The organism is Pseudohongiella spirulinae (assembly GCF_001444425.1).
In the GTDB taxonomy this organism is placed as follows: domain Bacteria; phylum Pseudomonadota; class Gammaproteobacteria; order Pseudomonadales; family Pseudohongiellaceae; genus Pseudohongiella; species Pseudohongiella spirulinae.
In genome coordinates, this window is record NZ_CP013189.1 from 2,659,899 (window position 1) to 2,678,771 (window position 18,873).

At 52.4% G+C, this 18,873-nt stretch carries 16 protein-coding genes and 1 tRNA gene; all 17 read right to left on the bottom strand.

Annotated features, from left to right (window positions below):
- Window positions 1-13: 13 nt before the first annotated feature.
- The 17 genes from rplW to PS2015_RS12365 all read right to left on the bottom strand — a co-directional run bounded on the left by rplW (window position 14) and on the right by PS2015_RS12365 (window position 18,823).
- Window positions 14-313 (bottom strand): 50S ribosomal protein L23, encoded by a 300-nt coding sequence (gene rplW / locus PS2015_RS12290; protein ID WP_058022514.1) that lies wholly within the window; start codon window positions 311-313, stop codon window positions 14-16.
- On the bottom strand, window positions 310-930 hold the full coding sequence (gene rplD, locus PS2015_RS12295) for a 50S ribosomal protein L4 (protein WP_058023342.1): 621 nt from the start codon (window positions 928-930) through the stop codon (window positions 310-312). The genes rplW and rplD overlap by 4 nt, the downstream gene beginning before the upstream one ends.
- A 6-nt stretch (window positions 931-936) precedes the next feature.
- Complete coding sequence (gene rplC / locus PS2015_RS12300; RefSeq protein ID WP_058022515.1) at window positions 937-1,590, bottom strand: 50S ribosomal protein L3; 654 nt, start codon at window positions 1,588-1,590, stop codon at window positions 937-939.
- Window positions 1,591-1,784: 194 nt separating this feature from the next.
- A complete protein-coding gene (gene rpsJ, locus PS2015_RS12305) occupies window positions 1,785-2,096 on the bottom strand; it encodes a 30S ribosomal protein S10 (RefSeq protein ID WP_058022516.1) in 312 nt (103 codons plus the stop codon).
- A gap of 213 nt (window positions 2,097-2,309) precedes the next feature.
- Window positions 2,310-3,506, bottom strand: coding sequence for an elongation factor Tu (gene tuf / locus PS2015_RS12310; RefSeq protein ID WP_058022517.1), 1,197 nt, complete (start codon window positions 3,504-3,506; stop codon window positions 2,310-2,312).
- Window positions 3,507-3,545: 39 nt separating this feature from the next.
- On the bottom strand, window positions 3,546-5,642 hold the full coding sequence (fusA, locus tag PS2015_RS12315) for an elongation factor G (RefSeq protein WP_058022518.1): 2,097 nt from the start codon (window positions 5,640-5,642) through the stop codon (window positions 3,546-3,548).
- Between the two features lie 42 nt (window positions 5,643-5,684).
- A complete protein-coding gene (rpsG, locus tag PS2015_RS12320; RefSeq protein WP_058022519.1) occupies window positions 5,685-6,155 on the bottom strand; it encodes a 30S ribosomal protein S7 in 471 nt (156 codons plus the stop codon).
- Window positions 6,156-6,243: 88 nt separating this feature from the next.
- Window positions 6,244-6,618: a 30S ribosomal protein S12 gene (rpsL, locus tag PS2015_RS12325; protein ID WP_058022520.1), complete on the bottom strand. Its 375-nt coding sequence runs from the start codon at window positions 6,616-6,618 to the stop codon at window positions 6,244-6,246.
- A 154-nt stretch (window positions 6,619-6,772) separates the two neighbouring features.
- Window positions 6,773-11,002: a DNA-directed RNA polymerase subunit beta' gene (gene rpoC / locus PS2015_RS12330; protein WP_058022521.1), complete on the bottom strand. Its 4,230-nt coding sequence runs from the start codon at window positions 11,000-11,002 to the stop codon at window positions 6,773-6,775.
- A 54-nt stretch (window positions 11,003-11,056) separates the two neighbouring features.
- Complete coding sequence (rpoB, locus tag PS2015_RS12335; RefSeq protein WP_058022522.1) at window positions 11,057-15,142, bottom strand: DNA-directed RNA polymerase subunit beta; 4,086 nt, start codon at window positions 15,140-15,142, stop codon at window positions 11,057-11,059.
- A 220-nt stretch (window positions 15,143-15,362) separates the two neighbouring features.
- A complete protein-coding gene (rplL, locus tag PS2015_RS12340) occupies window positions 15,363-15,743 on the bottom strand; it encodes a 50S ribosomal protein L7/L12 (RefSeq protein ID WP_058022523.1) in 381 nt (126 codons plus the stop codon).
- 48 nt (window positions 15,744-15,791) lie between these two features.
- A complete protein-coding gene (gene rplJ, locus PS2015_RS12345) occupies window positions 15,792-16,319 on the bottom strand; it encodes a 50S ribosomal protein L10 (protein WP_058022524.1) in 528 nt (175 codons plus the stop codon).
- A 255-nt stretch (window positions 16,320-16,574) separates the two neighbouring features.
- Window positions 16,575-17,270 (bottom strand): 50S ribosomal protein L1, encoded by a 696-nt coding sequence (gene rplA, locus PS2015_RS12350; protein WP_058022525.1) that lies wholly within the window; start codon window positions 17,268-17,270, stop codon window positions 16,575-16,577.
- A gap of 3 nt (window positions 17,271-17,273) precedes the next feature.
- A complete protein-coding gene (rplK, locus tag PS2015_RS12355; protein ID WP_058022526.1) occupies window positions 17,274-17,708 on the bottom strand; it encodes a 50S ribosomal protein L11 in 435 nt (144 codons plus the stop codon).
- Window positions 17,709-17,804: 96 nt separating this feature from the next.
- Entirely contained in the window at window positions 17,805-18,338 is a 534-nt protein-coding gene (gene nusG, locus PS2015_RS12360; protein WP_058022527.1) for a transcription termination/antitermination protein NusG, read from the bottom strand.
- Between the two features lie 14 nt (window positions 18,339-18,352).
- Window positions 18,353-18,721, bottom strand: coding sequence for a preprotein translocase subunit SecE (gene secE, locus PS2015_RS15480; RefSeq protein WP_082628127.1), 369 nt, complete (start codon window positions 18,719-18,721; stop codon window positions 18,353-18,355).
- 26 nt (window positions 18,722-18,747) lie between these two features.
- Window positions 18,748-18,823, bottom strand: a tRNA-Trp gene (locus tag PS2015_RS12365).
- Between the last annotated feature and the right edge of the window lie 50 nt (window positions 18,824-18,873).

An 18,873-nucleotide genomic window follows, 5' to 3' on the forward strand; every position in this document is an offset into this window, starting at 1 on the left:
CCGTGACCCTTCCTTACGCCAGCTCCGCAAAGTCAATTTCCTGACCCTGCGCCAGCTTCACGTAAGCCTTTTTCCAGTTTGATTTTTGTCTGAGCTTGCCGCGCGCTGTACGCTTGGTTTTACCCTTGACGTTCAGCACCTGCAGATCCTCGACTGTTACTTTGAACAGCGTTTCGATTGCCTCGCGAATCTCAGGCTTGGTTGCATCGTTAGCAACGCGGAAAGCGATCTGATTATTGCCATCAGCCATGATGGCCGCTTTCTCCGACACATGAGGCCCAACAATTATTGAATACAGTCTCTGCTGGTTCATGACAACATCTCCTCAACTTTCTTAAGCGCAGGAACAGTCATCAACACCTTCTCAAAGCCAATCAGGCTGACCGGATCAAGACCCGCGACATCCAACACATCAACGTGACGCAGATTACGCGCAGCCAGATACAGATTTTCTGCAACTTCTTCTGCAACAATCAGCACGTTATCCAGTGCAAACTCTTTCAGCTTGGCTGCCAGATCCTTGGTCTTGTGAGACTCGAGTGCGAACTGCTCAACCACCACCAGACGATCCTGACGCAGCAGCTCAGACAAAATGCTGCGCATGGCACCGCGATACATTTTGCGATTCAGCTTTTTGCTGTGATCCTGAGGACGGGCGGCAAATGTCACACCACCTGTACGCCAGATTGGCCCACGAGTTGTGCCGGCACGAGCGCGGCCACTACCTTTCTGGCGCCAGGGCTTACGACCACCACCAGCCACTTCAGAACGGGTTTTCTGCTTAACCGTACCCTGACGAGCACCAGCCATGTATGTAACCACTGCCTGGTGAACCAACGCCTCGTTGAATTCCTTACCAAATGTCTCTTCCGAAACTGAAACAGTTCCCGCCCCGGCCTTTTTACCGGGCTGCGCAAGATTCAATTCCATCATTGCTTACCCCCTGGATCCGGCTGATTTAACGGAAGGCCGTACAATTACGTGAGAACCAGTCGCCCCAGGAATTGCGCCTTTAACCAGCAGCAGATTATTGTCAGCATCGACACGCACCACTTCCAGAGACTGGGTAGTAACACGCACGTCTCCCATGTGGCCGGACATTTTCTTGCCCTTCCAGACACGACCAGGAGTTTGACATTGACCGATTGAGCCCGGCGCACGGTGAGACAGCGAGTTACCGTGAGTTGCATCTTGTGCGCGGAAATTATGACGCTTGATGGCACCAGCAAAACCTTTACCTTTGGAGGTCCCGGTGACATCTACTTTCTGACCCGCCTCGAACAGGGTAACTGTCAGCTCACCACCCGGGGCGAAATCAGACAGCTCTTGCTGAGCAGCACGGAACTCCCAGAGACCGCGACCAGCTTCAGTACCTGCTTTGGCAAAGTGCCCAGCCAGCGAACGGGATACGCGGGAAGCCTTGCGCTCACCCACAGTAACCTGAACAGCGCTATAGCCATCCACTTCCTCAGTCTTCAACTGAGTAATTCTGTTTGGGCTGACCTCGACCACTGTTACGGGAATTGACTCCCCTGTTTCAGTGAATACTCGGGTCATGCCGCTCTTTCGACCGACCAAACCAATCGACATTTTTTGAACCTCATCGTGTACGGGGCTTTAACCCGCTATGGCTGCTATCGCATTACACCATGTTTGCCTGGAGACCACTTATTGGCCTCGCCAAGCCAGCTGTTATCAGTTGTTTCAGAATCGAACCATTACTGAACCATTCTCGCTTCTATTTACAAACCCGGCCTAACACAAAATTCTGGATCACTCAGCCCTTACCCAAGACTGATCTGCACTTCTACACCTGCCGCCAGATCCAACTTCATCAGTGCATCCACTGTCTTCTCTGTCGGCTCTACGATATCCAGGAGGCGCTTGTGCGTCCGGATCTCGTACTGATCACGCGCATCCTTGTTAACGTGCGGTGATATCAAAATCGTGTAGCGTTCCTTGTTCGTCGGCAGCGGGATAGGACCACGTACCTGCGCACCGGTTCGCTTGGCAGTATCTACAATTTCCTGAGTAGACTGATCAATCAGCCGATGATCAAAGGCCTTCAGCCGAATTCTGATACGCTGATTTTGCATCTAGTCTGCTCTCCAAACACTTTTTAAATTAAATACTTACTTTTTTATAAGCTCCGGAGACTTTTGCCACCGGAAAAAAGGAAGCGGAATTCTAAGACTGCAGCCACCTGTTGTCAAGCAAAGGATACAGACTCGGGAAAATAATTATCTCAAAACGCTTCTTACAAAAAGAGGCGACCAAAGGCCGCCCCTTTTTTGAATCACAGCCAAAAATTACTCGATGATCTTGGAGACCACGCCCGCACCGACAGTACGGCCGCCTTCACGGATCGCAAAGCGCAGACCTTCGTCCATCGCAATCGGAGCAATCAGCGTTACCAGGAACTTCAGGTTGTCGCCAGGCATTACCATCTCGACACCTTCCGGCAACTCAACCGCACCAGTCACGTCAGTCGTACGGAAATAGAACTGCGGACGGTAACCTTTGAAAAATGGCGTGTGACGGCCACCTTCTTCCTTGCTCAGTACGTACACTTCGCCTTCGAACTTGGTGTGCGGCGTGATTGAACCCGGCTTGGCCAGTACCTGACCACGCTCAACATCTTCACGCTTGGTACCACGCAGCAGAACACCCACGTTCTCACCTGCACGACCTTCGTCGAGCAGCTTGCGGAACATCTCAACACCCGTACAGGTAGTCTTGGTGGTGTCTTTCAGACCAACAATTTCAATCTCGTCGCCCACTTTAACGATACCGCGCTCAACACGGCCTGTTACCACCGTACCACGACCAGAGATCGAGAACACGTCTTCGATCGGCAGCAGGAAAGGCTTTTCGATGTCACGCTCAGGCTCAGGGATGTACTCATCCAGAGTCTCAACCAGCTTCTTCACAGCGGTTGTACCCATTTCGTTGTCGTCCTGACCATTCAGCGCCATCAGCGCAGAACCGATGATGATCGGCGTGTCATCGCCCGGGAAATCGTAAGTGTCGAGCAATTCGCGCACTTCCATCTCCACCAGCTCCAAAAGCTCCGCATCGTCAACCATGTCCGCTTTGTTCATGAACACAACGATGTAAGGAACGCCTACCTGACGAGACAGCAGGATGTGCTCACGCGTCTGCGGCATGGGGCCGTCAGCAGCTGACACTACCAGAATCGCGCCGTCCATCTGCGCCGCACCGGTGATCATGTTCTTCACATAGTCAGCGTGTCCGGGGCAGTCAACGTGTGCGTAGTGACGGTTCGGTGAGTCATACTCAACGTGCGCAGTAGAGATGGTGATACCACGCTCTCTTTCTTCCGGCGCATTGTCGATCTGATCAAAAGCACGCGCCTCACCTGAACCCCAGGTCTCAGCACACACACGTGTCAGCGCCGCTGTCAGTGTTGTCTTACCATGGTCAACGTGACCAATTGTGCCAACGTTGACGTGTACCTTATTACGCTCAAATTTACCCTTAGCCACAATATCACCTCGTGAAACTAGTCTTTAATATTCAAAAAATCAGCCTTTGTTCTTGTTGATGATTGCCTCAGCCACATTGGAAGGCACTTCACCATACTTCAGAAACTCCATCGTGTAAGTCGCACGACCCTGAGAAATGGAGCGCAGGTCCGTGGCGTATCCGAACATCTCTGCCAGCGGTACTTCAGCATTAATGATCTTGCCACTGGCACTGTCATCCATACCCTGCACCATGCCACGGCGACGGTTAAGGTCACCCATGACATCACCCATGTTCTCTTCGGGAGTTACTACTTCAACTTTCATAATTGGCTCCAGCAGCGCGGCATCAGCCTGCAAGGCACCTTTCTTCAGCGCCATAGAGCCAGCGATCTTGAACGCCATCTCACTGGAGTCAACATCGTGGAAAGAGCCGTCAAACACAGTCACTTTCATCGCCAGCAGAGGATAACCAGCCAGACAGCCGTTTTTCATCTGCTCCTGAACACCCTTGTCGATTGCCGGGATGTATTCGCGAGGAATCACACCACCCACAATCTCGTTGACAAACTGGTACTCTTCATCCGCCGGCAGCGGCTCAAGACGCAACCAGCAGTGACCGTACTGACCACGACCACCAGACTGCTTGACATGCTTACCTTCCACCTCAACAGACTTGCGGATAGTTTCACGGTAAGCCACCTGAGGCTTGCCGATATTGGCCTCTACACCGAATTCACGGCGCATACGGTCAACCAGAACGTCCAGGTGCAATTCACCCATACCGGAAATAATGGTCTGGCCTGATTCTTCATCTGTCTCAACACGGAATGAGGGGTCTTCCTGAGCCAGTTTACCCAGCGCGATACCCATCTTTTCCTGGTCTGCCTTGGTCTTGGGCTCTACAGCCACAGAGATAACAGGATCCGGGAAGTCCATCTTTTCCAGCACAACGATACGGCTGGGATCACACAGGGTTTCACCGGTAGTGACATCCTTCAGACCAATCGCGGCCGCAATATCGCCCGCCATTACTTCCTTGATCTCATCACGGTTATTGGCGCGCATCTGCACCATACGACCCACGCGCTCTTTCTTCATTTTGACAGAGTTATAGACACTGTCGCCTGAATTGAGCTTGCCCGAATAAACACGGAAGAAGGTCAACGTGCCCACAAACGGGTCAGTCGCGATCTTGAATGCCAGCGCCGCAAAAGGCTCGTCATCACTGGATTCACAGCGGATAACGGTACCGTCTTCCAGCGTACCCTCAATGTCTTTTACTTCGGTTGGCGAAGGCAGATACTCTACAACGGCATCCAGCACCGCCTGTACACCCTTGTTCTTGAACGCCGAGCCGCAGAAGGTCGGAACAATCTCGTTGGCCAGCGTACGCATACGGATGCCCTTCTTGATTTCCTCTTCGGTCAGCTCTTCACCTTCCAGGTATTTGTTCATCAGTTCTTCATTGGCTTCGGCTGCCGCCTCCACCATATGTTCGCGCCATTTTTCGGCATCAGCCTGCATACTGGCGGGTATATCTTCATAGCGCACAGTGACGCCCTGATCTTCCTCATTCCAGACGATGCTCTTCATCTTGACCAGGTCGACGACACCAGTAAAGTTATCTTCGGAACCGATAGCCAGCTGCATGGGAACAGGCACAGCGCCCAGACGATTCTTGACCTGATTAACAACTTTCAGAAAATCAGCACCCGCACGGTCCATCTTGTTGACAAAGATCAGGCGCGGAACCTCGTAACGGTTGGCCTGACGCCACACCGTCTCAGTCTGAGGCTGAACACCAGAAGATGCACAAAGTACAACAACCGCACCATCCAGCACACGCAAAGAACGCTCCACCTCAATTGTGAAGTCAACGTGTCCGGGAGTATCAATAATGTTTACACGGTGCTCATCGAACTGCTGGCTCATGCCACGCCAGAAGGTGGTTACAGCAGCAGAGGTAATGGTGATACCACGCTCCTGCTCCTGTTCCATCCAGTCCATGGTGGCCGCGCCATCATGCACTTCACCCAGCTTGTGGTTCATACCTGTGTAGAACAATACACGCTCAGTGGTCGTTGTCTTACCTGCATCTACGTGAGCACAGATACCGATGTTTCTGTAACGGCTCAATGGGGTTTTTCTGGCCACAATCGCACCTATATACTTAATATGTTGAATTTAATGATTCGATCAGAAACGGTAGTGCGAGAACGCCTTGTTGGCTTCCGCCATACGATGCACATCTTCACGCTTCTTGACGGCACTGCCACGTCCCTGCGCAGCATCTGAAATTTCACCGGCCAGGCGCAGCGCCATGGACTTCTCGCCACGCTTTCGGGCATGCTCAACCAGCCAACGCATGGCCAGTGCCGTGCGACGCTCGGCGCGAACTTCAACCGGAACCTGATAGGTTGCACCACCTACCCTTCGAGACTTCACCTCAACCATCGGTGCAATTTGCTCAAGGGCTTTTTCAAAGGATTCCAGCGGGTCACCGCCTTCTTTTTTGCTGACGGTATCCAGGGCACCATAGACGATCTTTTCGGCAACAGACTTCTTGCCATCTTCCATCACATGGTTCATGAACTTGGCTAGTATTTTGCTGCCATATTTTGCATCAGGCAGAATCTCACGTTTTGCTGCCACTCTTCTTCTGGGCATAACACACCTCACTATTCAGGTAAATCTGCGATTCACTTTACAATGCAAGTTTGCAAAGCCACGCAGCCTTACTGTTTTTAATTGAAAATCAAGACTTTGGACGTTTCGCACCATACTTGGAACGGCCCTGACGACGCGCAGAAACGCCGGATGTATCCAGACTGCCGCGCACTGTGTGATAACGCACACCCGGAAGGTCTTTTACACGACCACCACGGATCAGGATCACAGAGTGCTCCTGCAGGTTGTGACCTTCACCACCAATGTAGGAGGTGACTTCATAACCGTTAGTCAAACGCACACGGCATACTTTACGCAGTGCTGAGTTCGGCTTCTTTGGTGTAGTTGTGTAGACGCGGGTGCACACGCCACGTTTTTGCGGGCAACCTTGCAGAGCAGGCACGTCGCTTTTAGCGACCTTGCTCTGTCTTGGTTTACGAACCAACTGGTTGATAGTTGCCATTCATTACTCCTGAACTTGTCGTTTAAATACTTATACTCCGGCGTGTAGCCACTTGCTGCGCATCTTCCGAAACACAGTCAAGACTACTCACCAGAGTAAAGGATGCGAGAGTTTAAAGATCCCGCATCCCATAGTCAACTTAAATAGCGCCCAATCAGACGCCGGATTTCAGCGCTTCTGTCAGTGCTGCTTCCACATCACTGGCAGATACGCCCGAGCCTTCTTCCTGCATGGCCCGGTTTGCGGCGGCCTGCTGGCGGCGCGCCTCGTGGTATGCCAGTCCGGTACCCGCAGGTATCAGACGACCAACAACCACGTTTTCCTTCAGTCCACGCAGATGATCACGCTTACCGGTCACGGCAGCCTCAGTCAGCACGCGGGTTGTTTCCTGGAATGACGCCGCAGAGATAAACGACTCAGTTGCCAGCGATGCCTTGGTAATACCCAGCAATTGACGCTGGTAGCGCGCTTCAACCTTGCCTGCTTCCCGCAGCTTGTCATTCTCTTCAAGCACCTGCGTAATGGTGACCTGCTCACCGCGGATAAGGCTGGAATCACCCGGATCGGTGATTTCAACTTTACGCAGCATCTGCCGCACAATCACTTCGATATGCTTGTCGTTAATTCGAACACCCTGCAACCGGTAAACTTCCTGCACTTCGTTGACGATATACTCGGCCAGCGCCTGGACGCCTTTCAGGCGCAGGATATCGTGCGGCGAGGGCGGACCGTCAGACACGACTTCACCCTTCTCGATAAATTCACCTTCAAACACGGTCATCGCACGCCATTTCGGAATCAGCGCCTCATAATGAGTACTGCCATCCGGCATGCTCTCGCCTTCTTTCGGCGTAATCACCAAGCGACGCTTGCCTTTGGTTTCCTTACCAAACGTGACCGTACCGGAGATCTCCGCAAGAATGGCTGGCTCTTTGGGTTTGCGCGCCTCAAAGAGGTCAGCAACCCGCGGCAGACCACCAGTGATGTCGCGTGTCTTGGAGCCTTCCTGAGGAATACGGGCGATAACGTCACCGACGTTAAGCTGTACGCTGTCCTGCACCGCAATAATCGCGCTGGAAGGCAGGAAGTAAACAGCCGGCATGTTAGTACCCGGCAGCGGCAGTTCCTTGCCTTTCTCATCCAGCAGCGTGATCGCCGGACGCAGCTCTTTCGCCGCCGACGGACGCTCGGCCGGATCGATTACCGTCAGACTGGACAAACCAGTGATTTCATCTGTCTGACGGCGCACTGTCAGGCCTTCTTCCATGTTAGTGAAGGCAACTTTACCGGCCACTTCTGTGATGATCGGGTGAGTGTGTGGATCCCAGGTTGCCACAACCTGACCTGACTCAACCTTGCGATCTTCATTCAGCGTAATGACCGCACCATAAGGCAGCTTATACTTTTCACGCTCACGACCGGCCTCGTCGTTTACGATCAGCTCACCAGAACGGGAGACCACAACCAGGCCACCATTGGTGTTCTGCACTGTCTTCATATTATGCAAGTGTACCGAGCCGGTTGTACGCACTTGAACGTTATCCGCCGCAGTCGCCCGTGATGCCGCACCACCGATGTGGAAGGTGCGCATGGTCAACTGGGTGCCAGGCTCACCAATGGATTGCGCCGCGATGACACCGATGGCTTCACCAACATTAGCCAGATGACCACGCGCCAGGTCACGACCATAACACTGACGACAGATGCCGAAGCGTGTATCACAGGTGATGGCTGAGCGCACATGCACCTCATCCACACCCATGGTTTCCAGTCGTTCGACCATTTTTTCATCCAGCATAGTGCCCGCTTCAAGCAGCACTTCACCGGTATCCTGGTGAACTACATCATTGATCAGCACCCGGCCCAGCACACGCTCACCCAGGGCCGCAATAATGTCACCACCCTCGATGATGGGACGCATGATAAGGCCGTCCTGCGTACCACAATCTTCTTCGGTGATTACCAGATCCTGGGAAATATCAACCAGTCGTCGAGTCAGATAACCTGAGTTGGCTGTCTTCAACGCCGTATCCGCCAGACCTTTACGCGCACCGTGCGTTGAGGTGAAGTACTGCACAACGCTCAGACCTTCCCGGAAGTTAGCGGTAATCGGCGTCTCGATGATCGAACCATCAGGACGAGCCATCAGACCCCGCATACCTGCCAGCTGACGAATCTGGGCAGGCGAACCCCGCGCACCAGAGTCGGCATAGATGTATACAGAGTTGAACGATTCCTGCCGCTCTTCCTCACCATCGCGATTGATAACAGGCTCTGTTGACAGGCCCTCCATCATCGCCTTGGCAACAAGATCATTGGCACGCGACCAGATATCGATCACTTTGTTGTACTTCTCACCCTGAGTCACCAGACCGGATGCATACTGATTCTCGATCTCTTCAACTTCAGCCTCAGCCTGACCAATGATTTTGGCTTTTGCATCAGGAATAACAAAGTCATTAACCCCGATCGATGAACCGGAGACGGTTGAATAGCGATAACCGGTATACATCAACTGGTCTGCAAAGATAACCGTTTCCTTCAGGCCCACATTACGATAACAGGCGTTAAGGACAGCAGAGATCTGTTTCTTGGTCATTTTCTGATTGACCATGGCGAACGGCAGGCCGGCCGGCACGATGGCATAAAGCAATACGCGCCCGACAGTGGTATCGACCATACGCCGAACCTTGACCGTCTCACCCGCCTCATTCAGCTCGTAGTCATGCAAACGCACCTTGATTCGAGCCTGCAGGTGCGCCTGCTTGGTGTCATATGCACGCTTAACCTCATCAACATCGGCAAAGATCATGCCCTCGCCCTGCGCATTAACGCGCTCACGAGTCATGTAATACAGACCCAGAACCACGTCCTGCGACGGAACGATGATCGGCTCACCGTTTGCTGGTGCCAGAATGTTGTTGGTGGACATCATCAGCGTACGCGCTTCCAGCTGGGCTTCCAGCGTCAACGGTACGTGGACAGCCATCTGGTCGCCGTCAAAGTCAGCGTTATAAGCGGCACACACCAGCGGGTGCAATTGAATCGCTTTACCTTCAATCAGCACTGGCTCGAACGCCTGGATGCCCAGACGGTGAAGTGTCGGCGCCCGGTTAAGCATAACCGGATGTTCGCGGATCACTTCAGCCAGAATATCCCATACTTCCGGCGTTTCGCGCTCTACCATCTTCTTGGCGGCTTTGATGGTCGTAGCCAGGCCCCGACGCTCCAGCTTGCCGAAAATAAATGGCTTGAACAGTTCCAGGGCCATTTTCTTGGGCAGACCACACTGATGCAGTTTGAGAGTCGGTCCCACAACAATAACCGAACGGCCAGAGTAGTCGACTCGCTTACCCAGCAGGTTCTGACGGAATCGACCCTGCTTGCCTTTGATCATGTCAGCCAGAGACTTCAATGGGCGCTTGTTGGTACCTGTAATAGCGCGACCGCGACGTCCATTATCCAGCAGGGCGTCCACGGCTTCCTGCAACATACGCTTTTCGTTACGCACGATAATATCCGGCGCATTCAGATCCAGCAGACGCTTCAGACGGTTGTTACGATTGATGACCCGGCGATACAGATCATTCAGGTCGGACGTTGCAAATCGGCCACCATCCAGCGGGACCAACGGACGCAGATCCGGTGGCAGCACAGGCAGCACAGTCAGCACCATCCACTCAGGCTTGTTGCCCGACTCAGCGAATGCTTCCAGCAGTTTCAGGCGCTTTGACAGTTTCTTGAGCTTGGTCTCTGAGTTAGTGGCCGGAATCTCTTCGCGCAGACGATTGATTTCGTCTGGCAGGTCCAGATCACGCATCAGCTGCTGAATAGCTTCAGCACCCATCTTGGCATCGAATTCATCACTGAATTCTTCCATTGCTTCGTAATATTGCTCATCCGTCAGCAGCTGTCCTTTTTCCAGGGTAGTCATACCCGGATCGGTCACGACAAATGACTCGAAGTAGAGAATGCGCTCGATATCACGCAGCGTCATATCCAGCAGCAAACCAATACGAGATGGTAGTGACTTCAGAAACCATATATGCGCGACAGGGCTGGCCAGCTCAATGTGGCCCATGCGCTCACGACGTACTTTAGACAGCGCCACTTCCACGCCGCACTTCTCACAGATCACACCGCGATGTTTCAGACGCTTGTACTTGCCGCACAAGCACTCATAGTCTTTTACCGGACCAAAAATCTTGGCACAGAACAGACCATCACGCTCTGGCTTGAATGTTCGGTAGTTGATGGTTTCCGGCTTTTTTACTTCGCCAAACGACCAGGCGCGGATCATCTCCGGTGACGCCAGACCGATGCGAATCGAGTCAAACTCATCTGATTGTGACTGTGACTTCAATAATCCCAGCAAGTCTTTCATTCTACTTTCCTCCGCCTGCCGTCTTGCGGCAGGCATCACAATGTCGGCGATTCGTTATTTACCGGAAACTTCCAGATCCATATCAATACCAAGCGAGCGGATCTCTTTCAGAAGCACGTTAAACGATTCAGGCATACCTGGCTCCATGCGGTGGTCACCGTCCACGATGTTTTTATACATCTTGGTTCGACCAGCCACATCGTCAGATTTGACTGTCAACATTTCCTGAAGTGTATAGGCCGCACCATATGCCTCAAGTGCCCAGACTTCCATCTCACCGAAGCGCTGACCACCAAACTGAGCCTTACCACCCAATGGCTGTTGTGTTACCAGGCTGTATGATCCGGTAGAACGGGCATGCATCTTGTCATCGACCAGGTGATTCAGCTTCAGCATATACATGATGCCGACTGTCACCTTGCGATCAAATGCATCGCCGGTACGACCATCATAAAGAGTTACCTGACCACTTTCGTCCATACCGGCCAGCTTCAGCATCTGTTTGATCTCACCCTCATTGGCACCATCAAACACGCGCGTTGCCATTGGCACGCCCTTTTTGAGGTTGCTGGCCAGCTCCAGGATCTCGTCGTCTGTCAACTCATCCAGATTTTCTTTCTGGTTGCCGACGGAGTTATAAATCTCGTCAAGCAGTTTTCTGACTTCGTCGACCTTGCGGCGTTGCTGCAACATCTCGTTGATACGAATACCAAGTCCTTTCGAGGCAGCACCCAGGTGCGTCTCCAGAATCTGACCGACGTTCATGCGCGACGGCACACCCAATGGGTTAAGCACCACATCGACAGGATTACCGCTCTCATCAAACGGCATATCCTCAACTGGCATAATGGCGGAGATAACCCCCTTGTTACCATGTCGTCCTGCCAGCTTGTCACCAGGCTGTATGCGTCGCTTGATGGCCAGATAGACTTTTACAATCTTCAGAACACCCGGCGCCAGATCATCACCCTGTACCAGCTTGCGCTTTTTGTCTTCGAAACGATCATCCAGCTCTTCACGACGACGCTTCAATTGCGCTTCCGCCAGCTCCAATTGCTTGTTCAGCTCTTCATCGGCCAAACGCAGCTTGAACCAGTCGTCCGCGCCCAAACCATCAAGGTACTCAGACGTCAGCTCGGCACCTTTCTTGAGGCCTGGTCCGCCCGCTACTTTCTTGCCCAGCAATGCCTGCTTCAGACGATAGAACGTCGCGCCCTGCACAATGCGGAACTCGTCGTTGATGTCTTTGCGTACTTTGTCCAGCTGAGACTTTTCAATCTCCTTGGCGCGCTGATCTTTCTCCAGACCATCACGTGTAAAGACCTGTACATCAATGACTGTGCCCTTGACGCTGGACGGTACACGCAGTGAGGTGTCTTTAACGTCAGACGCTTTTTCACCAAAAATGGCACGCAGCAGTTTTTCTTCCGGTGTAAGCTGGGTTTCGCCCTTTGGTGTCACCTTACCAACAAGAATGTCGCCGGCGCCAACTTCTGCGCCGATGTACACGATACCCGCATCATCCAGCTTACCCAGCGCACCTTCGCCAACATTGGGGATATCAGAGGTAATCTCCTCGGAACCCAGCTTGGTATCACGTGCCACACAGGTTAATTCCTGAATGTGGATTGTGGTCAGACGATCTTCGCTGACTACCCGCTCCGATATCAGGATCGAGTCTTCGAAGTTGTAGCCGTTCCAGGGCATGAATGCGATGCGCATATTCTGACCCAGTGCCAGCTCACCCAAATCGACGGACGGGCCGTCAGCAAGAATGTCACCACGGCTGATGCGGTCGCCTTCTTTAACCAGCGGTCGCTGGGTAATACAGGTGTTCTGGTTGGAGCGGGTATACTTGGTGAGGTTGTAGATGTCCACACCGGCCTCACCCGCCTCAGTTTCCTCGTCACTGACACGAACGATAATGCGCGAAGCATCAACGCTTTCGATAACACCACCGTGCTCTGCCACCACACACACACCAGAATCACCCGCCACGTTACGCTCCAGGCCGGTACCAACCAGCGGCGGTTCAGCACGCAGGGTCGGCACAGCCTGACGCTGCATGTTGGATCCCATCAATGCACGGTTAGCATCATCGTGTTCCAGGAAGGGAATCAACGCTGCCGCCACAGATACCATTTGCTGTGGAGCAACATCCATATAGTTGATCTGTTCCTTGGGCATCAGCGTGGTTTCGCCGTTATATCGAACGGTGACCAGGTTGTCGACAAACCGACCCTTGTCATCCAGCGACGCACTGGCCTGGGCGATAACGTACTGCCCTTCGTCAATGGCTGACAGGTAGTCAATCTCGTTACTGACGACACCATCGATTACGCGACGGTATGGGCTCTCAAGGAAACCGTAGTCATTAGTCCGCGCATAAGTCGCCATCGAGTTGATCAGACCAATGTTCGGACCTTCCGGCGTTTCAATCGGACATACCCGCCCGTAATGCGTCGGGTGGACATCACGCACCTCAAAACCCGCGCGCTCCCGGGTCAGACCGCCCGGTCCCAAAGCAGATACACGACGTTTGTGCGTCACTTCCGACAGCGGGTTGTTCTGATCCATGAACTGGGACAACTGGCTGGATCCAAAGAATTCCTTGATCGCCGCCGCCACCGGCTTGGCATTGATCATATCCTGCGGCATCAGACCCTCGGAATCCGCCATACTGAGGCGCTCTTTGACTGCACGCTCAACACGGACCAGCCCCACGCGGAACTGGTTCTCTGCCATTTCACCAACAGAACGAATACGACGGTTACCCAGGTGATCAATATCATCAACCGTACCAAAACCATTGCGGATACCAACCAATGTTTTCAGAACATCAACAATGTCGTCAATGCTCAGCACACCTTCACCTGTAATTTCTTCACGACCCAAACGACGATTGAACTTCATGCGACCGACCGCAGACAGATCGTAGCGTTCCTGGGAAAAGAACAGATTACCGAACAGGTTCTCAGCTGAATCTTTGGTCGGCGGCTCGCCAGGGCGCATCATGCGATAAATTTCAACCAGCGCATCAAGGCGTGACGTCGTGCTATCAATACGCAATGTTTCTGAAACGAAAGGCCCACAATCCAGATCATTGGTATAAATAGTCTCAAAGGTTTCCACGCCGGCTGCAGCCATGGCTTCAAGCATCTCGGCTGTGACCAGCGAGTTACACTCGAACAGAATCTCGCCCGTTTCCGGATTGACAATGTCTTTAGCCAGTGACTGACCTGAAACAAATTCGGGACTGACCTGCAATTCGTTAAGCTTGGCCTTTTCCATCTGGCGAATATGACGCGCGGTGATACGACGACCCGCCTCAACAATGACTTCGCCCTTTTTATCAACAACGTTGAAGTTCAGCACTTCGCCGCGCAAACGTGTCGGCACCAGCTCCAGCATGAGCTGCTCTGCCGTTTTGCCCAGACGATAGTTATTGTTCTCGTAGAACATTGCCAGAATCTGCTCCGCTGTAAACTCAAGCGCACGGAGCAATACAGTAGCGGGCAACTTACGGCGACGGTCGATACGCACGTAAACCAGATCTTTGGGGTCAAATTCGAAATCCAGCCAGGAGCCACGATAGGGAATAATTCTGGCTGAATATAAAAGCTTACCTGAACTGTGAGTCTTACCACGGTCATGGTCAAAGAACACACCAGGTGATCGATGCAATTGCGACACAACGACCCGCTCAGTGCCGTTAATCACGAATGTACCACTGTCTGTCATGAGCGGAATCTCGCCCATGTACACTTCCTGCTCTTTAATGTCCTTGATGGCCTGTGTAGTTGATTCCTTATCGTAAAGGATCAGGCGAACGCGAACACGTAATGACGCCGAATACGTTGTGCCGCGGAGTTGACACTCTTTAACATCAAAAACAGGTTTGCCCAATTCATAGCTGACAAACTCCAGGATTGCTTTACCGGAGTAGCTGACAATGGGGAACACCGACTTGAAAGCCGCCTGTAAGCCGATATCCTGACGTTGGTCAGCGGCTACACCGGCTTGGGTAAACTGCCTGTAGGAGTCAATCTGGGTTGACAAGAGATATGGAATATCCATCGCAGCCGGCAACTTCCCAAAGTCTTTGCGGATACGTTTCTTCTCTGTATACGAATAGGCCATTGTGTTTTCCTAGCAAGTATGTCTGTTGATATCCGGGTGGCGACGCTGTTAATGAAGTCCGGATATACCCCACTATCTTGAGGTCTGATTCAGACCTATACACCGCCGATTTTTCGGTCGGTGATGGCAACGCGTTTATGCCTGCCTCAAAAACATTGAATACCGACAGGGGGATTCCCCCCTGCCGGTATACAATTTACATCACAAACTGTGGCCTGAATTACTTCAGTTCCACTGTAGCGCCGGCTTCTTCCAGCTGCTTCTTGGCGTCTTCAGCTTCATCCTTGCTGGCTGCTTCTTTAACAGTAGAAGGTGCGCCATCAACCAGATCTTTAGCTTCTTTCAGACCCAGACCAGTGATGCCACGAACTACTTTGATGACGTTAACTTTCTTGTCACCAGCAGCAGTCAGTACAATGTCGAACTCGGTTTTTTCTTCAGCCGCTGCAGCAGCATCGCCGCCAGCAGCAGGTGCAGCAACAGCAACAGCCGCTGCGGCAGAAACGCCGAACTTTTCTTCCATTGCGCTGACCAGTTCTACTACGTCCATTACAGACATTTCAGCGATTGCATTCAGAATATCGTCTTTAGACAGAGCCATGACTCTAATCTCCTAATAAAATATGAATAAAATAAACCGTATACGGAATTATGCCGCCTGCTTTTGATCACGCACTGCTGCAACAGCACGCGTAACCTTGGTCGGTACCTCATTAAAGGTGCGAACAAGCTTGGTAACCGGGGCCAGCATGACGCTCATCAACATAGACACAGCCTGGTCGTATGTCGGCAATGTAGCCAGAGCATCAATCTGGTCGGCACCTAACAACTTGCCACCGACGGACAATGCCTTAACCTCAAACTTGTCATTTGCTTTGGCGAAATCCTTCAGCACGCGCGCAGCGGCACCCGGATCTTCCATAGAAAACGCAAGAATGGTCGGACCTGTCAGCGCGTCGTTGATGCACTCATACTGAGTACCTTCAACAGCTCGCTTGAGCAGCGTGTTGCGCACAACGCGCAGATACACACCCTGCTCACGCGCTGTTTTACGCAGCGCAGTCAGGTCAGACACAGTGACACCGCGATAATCGGCGAGCACTGCAGACAAAGCACTGTTAGCAGCTTCATTGACTTCCGAGACGATTTGCTTTTTGTCTTCAAGTCTAATAGCCACTAGCTTTACTCCTGATAGGGACCACACAAAGCGGCCCTTGTTGTTTTGCTCCACCTCTCCAGGTTTTGAGGAGGTGAACATTAACTGGTGGAATGACTCCGTTAAACCGGAGCGGGTCTCACCATCTGCGTAGGCAATTAAGCTGACCAATCCATCATCAGCACCTACGGTCTTTGACAGCTCTGATCCGGTCGCAACCGGATCAAAACCCCAAAGTCTGCGGTGACCGTCAGGTCGCCGTAATTCATTGCAGCCTTAAACCTTAAGTGCTGCGTGATCTACCTGAATGCCAGGACCCATGGTCGAGGACAGAACCACTTTCTGTATGTAGACACCTTTGGAAGATGCCGGCTTGGCTTTTTTCAGATCCGCCAGCAATGCTTCCAGGTTTCCCTGAACAGCGTCAGCAGCAAAACCGATCTTGCCAATTGCACCGTGGATGATACCTTTCTTGTCGGTACGATAGCGAACCTGACCCGCTTTGGCGTTTTTCACCGCCGTTGCAACATCAGCCGTCACGGTGCCAACCTTCGGGTTCGGCATCAGACCGCGCGGACCAAGTACCTGGCCCAGCTTACCAACAACGCGCATTGCATCCGGAGTCGCAATTACCACGTCAAAGTCCAGGTTACCGCCAGCAATACTTTCTGCCAGATCATCAAATCCGACGATGTCAGCGCCCGCTTCCTGCGCTTTTGTGGCGTTCTCGCCCTGAGCAAATACAGCCACGCGCACATCTTTGCCTGTGCCGTTTGGCAACAGAGTGGAACCACGAACAACCTGATCTGATTTACGCGGATCAACGCCGAGGTTCACAGAAACATCGATAGACTCTTTAAATTTCGGAGAGGCAAATTCGTTCAGCAATGCAACGGCTTCTTCAACAGAATAAGTCCGGTTGCTATCAATCTTGCTCGCTATCGCCTTTTGCTTTTTTGACAATTTAGCCATGACTTATTCCACTCCTTCCACATCAATGCCAGAACTTCTGGCTGTGCCCGCCAGCGTGCGAACTGCTGCATCCATATCGGCTGCAGTTAGATCAGGCATTTTGACAGCGGCGATTTCTTCCAGCTGTGCACGGGTAATCTTCGCCACCTTTTCAGTATTTGGGCGCGCACTTCCTTTCGGAATATTCAAAGCTTTGCGCAACAAAACTGCAGCGGGAGGAGTCTTGGTAATAAATGTGAAGCTTCGATCCGCATAAACCGTAATAACAACCGGAATCGGCAGGCCTGCTTCCATGCCCTGAGTCTGGGCATTAAAGGCCTTACAGAATTCCATGATGTTCACACCATGCTGACCGAGCGCAGGACCAACGGGCGGGCTAGGGTTCGCTTTGCCCGCGCCAACCTGCAACTTGATGTATGCAGTGACTTTCTTTGCCATTTTACTTTCTCCTTTGGGTACAAGCGCTGACGCCAGCCTTGCGGCCGCTATCAGCTCCCCGTTTATCTGTCAGGCCTGGCAGCCCGACAGGGGTTATTAACTCTTTTCGACCTGGCTGAATTCCAGCTCAACCGGTGTAGATCGCCCGAAAATCAGAACCGCCACACGCAATCGATTCTTTTCGTAGTTAACTTCTTCGACCGTGCCTGTGAAGTCGTTAAACGGACCATCAGTAACCCGAACCATTTCACCCGGCTCGTAAATAACCTTGTGCCGCGGCTTGTCCTGCCCCTCTTCCAGGCGCTGCAGGATACGATTGGCCTCTCGAGTGGTAATGGGCGCAGGTCGATCGGCCTTACCACCAATAAAACCAAGCACACGCGGGGTTTCTTTTACCAGATGCCAGGTATCATCGTTGAGCTCCATCTCCACCAGCACATAGCCAGGAAAGAATTTTCGCTCGCTTTTTCGCTTCTGGCCGGCGCGCATTTCCAACACTTCTTCAGTGGGAACCAGCACCTCACCAAACAAATCTTCCATTCCAGAACGCGCAATACGCTCTTTGAGCGCCTGCATAACCCGCTTCTCATAGCCAGAGTAGGCATGAACCACGTACCAATTCTTTGCCATCTGCTCTCTCCTGACTATCCGATAATCCGTGAGATAATTGCCCCAAGCGCGGTATCCAGCAACCACAGAATGACCGCCACAATAAAGACAACAACCAGTACAATCATGGTTGTCTGCGTGGTCTCCTGCCGGGTTGGCCAGACGACTTTCCGCACTTCCGTGCGTGCTTCCAGACAAAGATTCAGAAAAGCGGACCCTTTTGCAGTCTGCACGGCTATCCAGCCAGCCAAACCAGCCAGAATAAGCATGCCAACAACTCTCAACACCAGTGCCTCAGCAGAGAAGTATGCGTTGGCGTAAATGCCGCCTGCGATGATAATTGCAACTGCAATCCACTTCAGCAAATCCTGCTTTGGTGCCTGCGTCGTAGACTTGTCAGTCATAGTTTTTATCTCAGCGCTGCCATAAATGGCAGGCCAGGAGGGAATCGAACCCCCAACCTGCGGTTTTGGAGACCGCCGCTCTGCCAATTGAGCTACTGGCCTATACTTTTTCAAGATGCACAAGCCGAAACCCCTCGCGGGCGTTTCGGCTT

Excerpts from the sequence above, each read along its gene's own strand:
- nusG (WP_058022527.1), bottom strand. The coding sequence starts at position 18,338 with ATGGCAAAGAATTGGTACGTGGTTCATGCCTACTCTGGCTATGAGAAG.
- rplK (WP_058022526.1), bottom strand. The coding sequence starts at position 17,708 with ATGGCAAAGAAAGTCACTGCATACATCAAGTTGCAGGTTGGCGCGGGC.
- rplC (WP_058022515.1), bottom strand. The coding sequence starts at position 1,590 with ATGTCGATTGGTTTGGTCGGTCGAAAGAGCGGCATGACCCGAGTATTC.
- rpsG (WP_058022519.1), bottom strand. The coding sequence starts at position 6,155 with ATGCCCAGAAGAAGAGTGGCAGCAAAACGTGAGATTCTGCCTGATGCA.
- rplW (WP_058022514.1), bottom strand. The coding sequence starts at position 313 with ATGAACCAGCAGAGACTGTATTCAATAATTGTTGGGCCTCATGTGTCG.
- rpoB (WP_058022522.1), bottom strand. The coding sequence starts at position 15,142 with ATGGCCTATTCGTATACAGAGAAGAAACGTATCCGCAAAGACTTTGGG.
- rplL (WP_058022523.1), bottom strand. The coding sequence starts at position 15,743 with ATGGCTCTGTCTAAAGACGATATTCTGAATGCAATCGCTGAAATGTCT.
- rpoC (WP_058022521.1), bottom strand. The coding sequence starts at position 11,002 with ATGAAAGACTTGCTGGGATTATTGAAGTCACAGTCACAATCAGATGAG.
- rpsL (WP_058022520.1), bottom strand. The coding sequence starts at position 6,618 with ATGGCAACTATCAACCAGTTGGTTCGTAAACCAAGACAGAGCAAGGTC.
- rplA (WP_058022525.1), bottom strand. The coding sequence starts at position 17,270 with ATGGCTAAATTGTCAAAAAAGCAAAAGGCGATAGCGAGCAAGATTGAT.
- rpsJ (WP_058022516.1), bottom strand. The coding sequence starts at position 2,096 with ATGCAAAATCAGCGTATCAGAATTCGGCTGAAGGCCTTTGATCATCGG.
- rplD (WP_058023342.1), bottom strand. The coding sequence starts at position 930 with ATGGAATTGAATCTTGCGCAGCCCGGTAAAAAGGCCGGGGCGGGAACT.
- secE (WP_082628127.1), bottom strand. The coding sequence starts at position 18,721 with ATGACTGACAAGTCTACGACGCAGGCACCAAAGCAGGATTTGCTGAAG.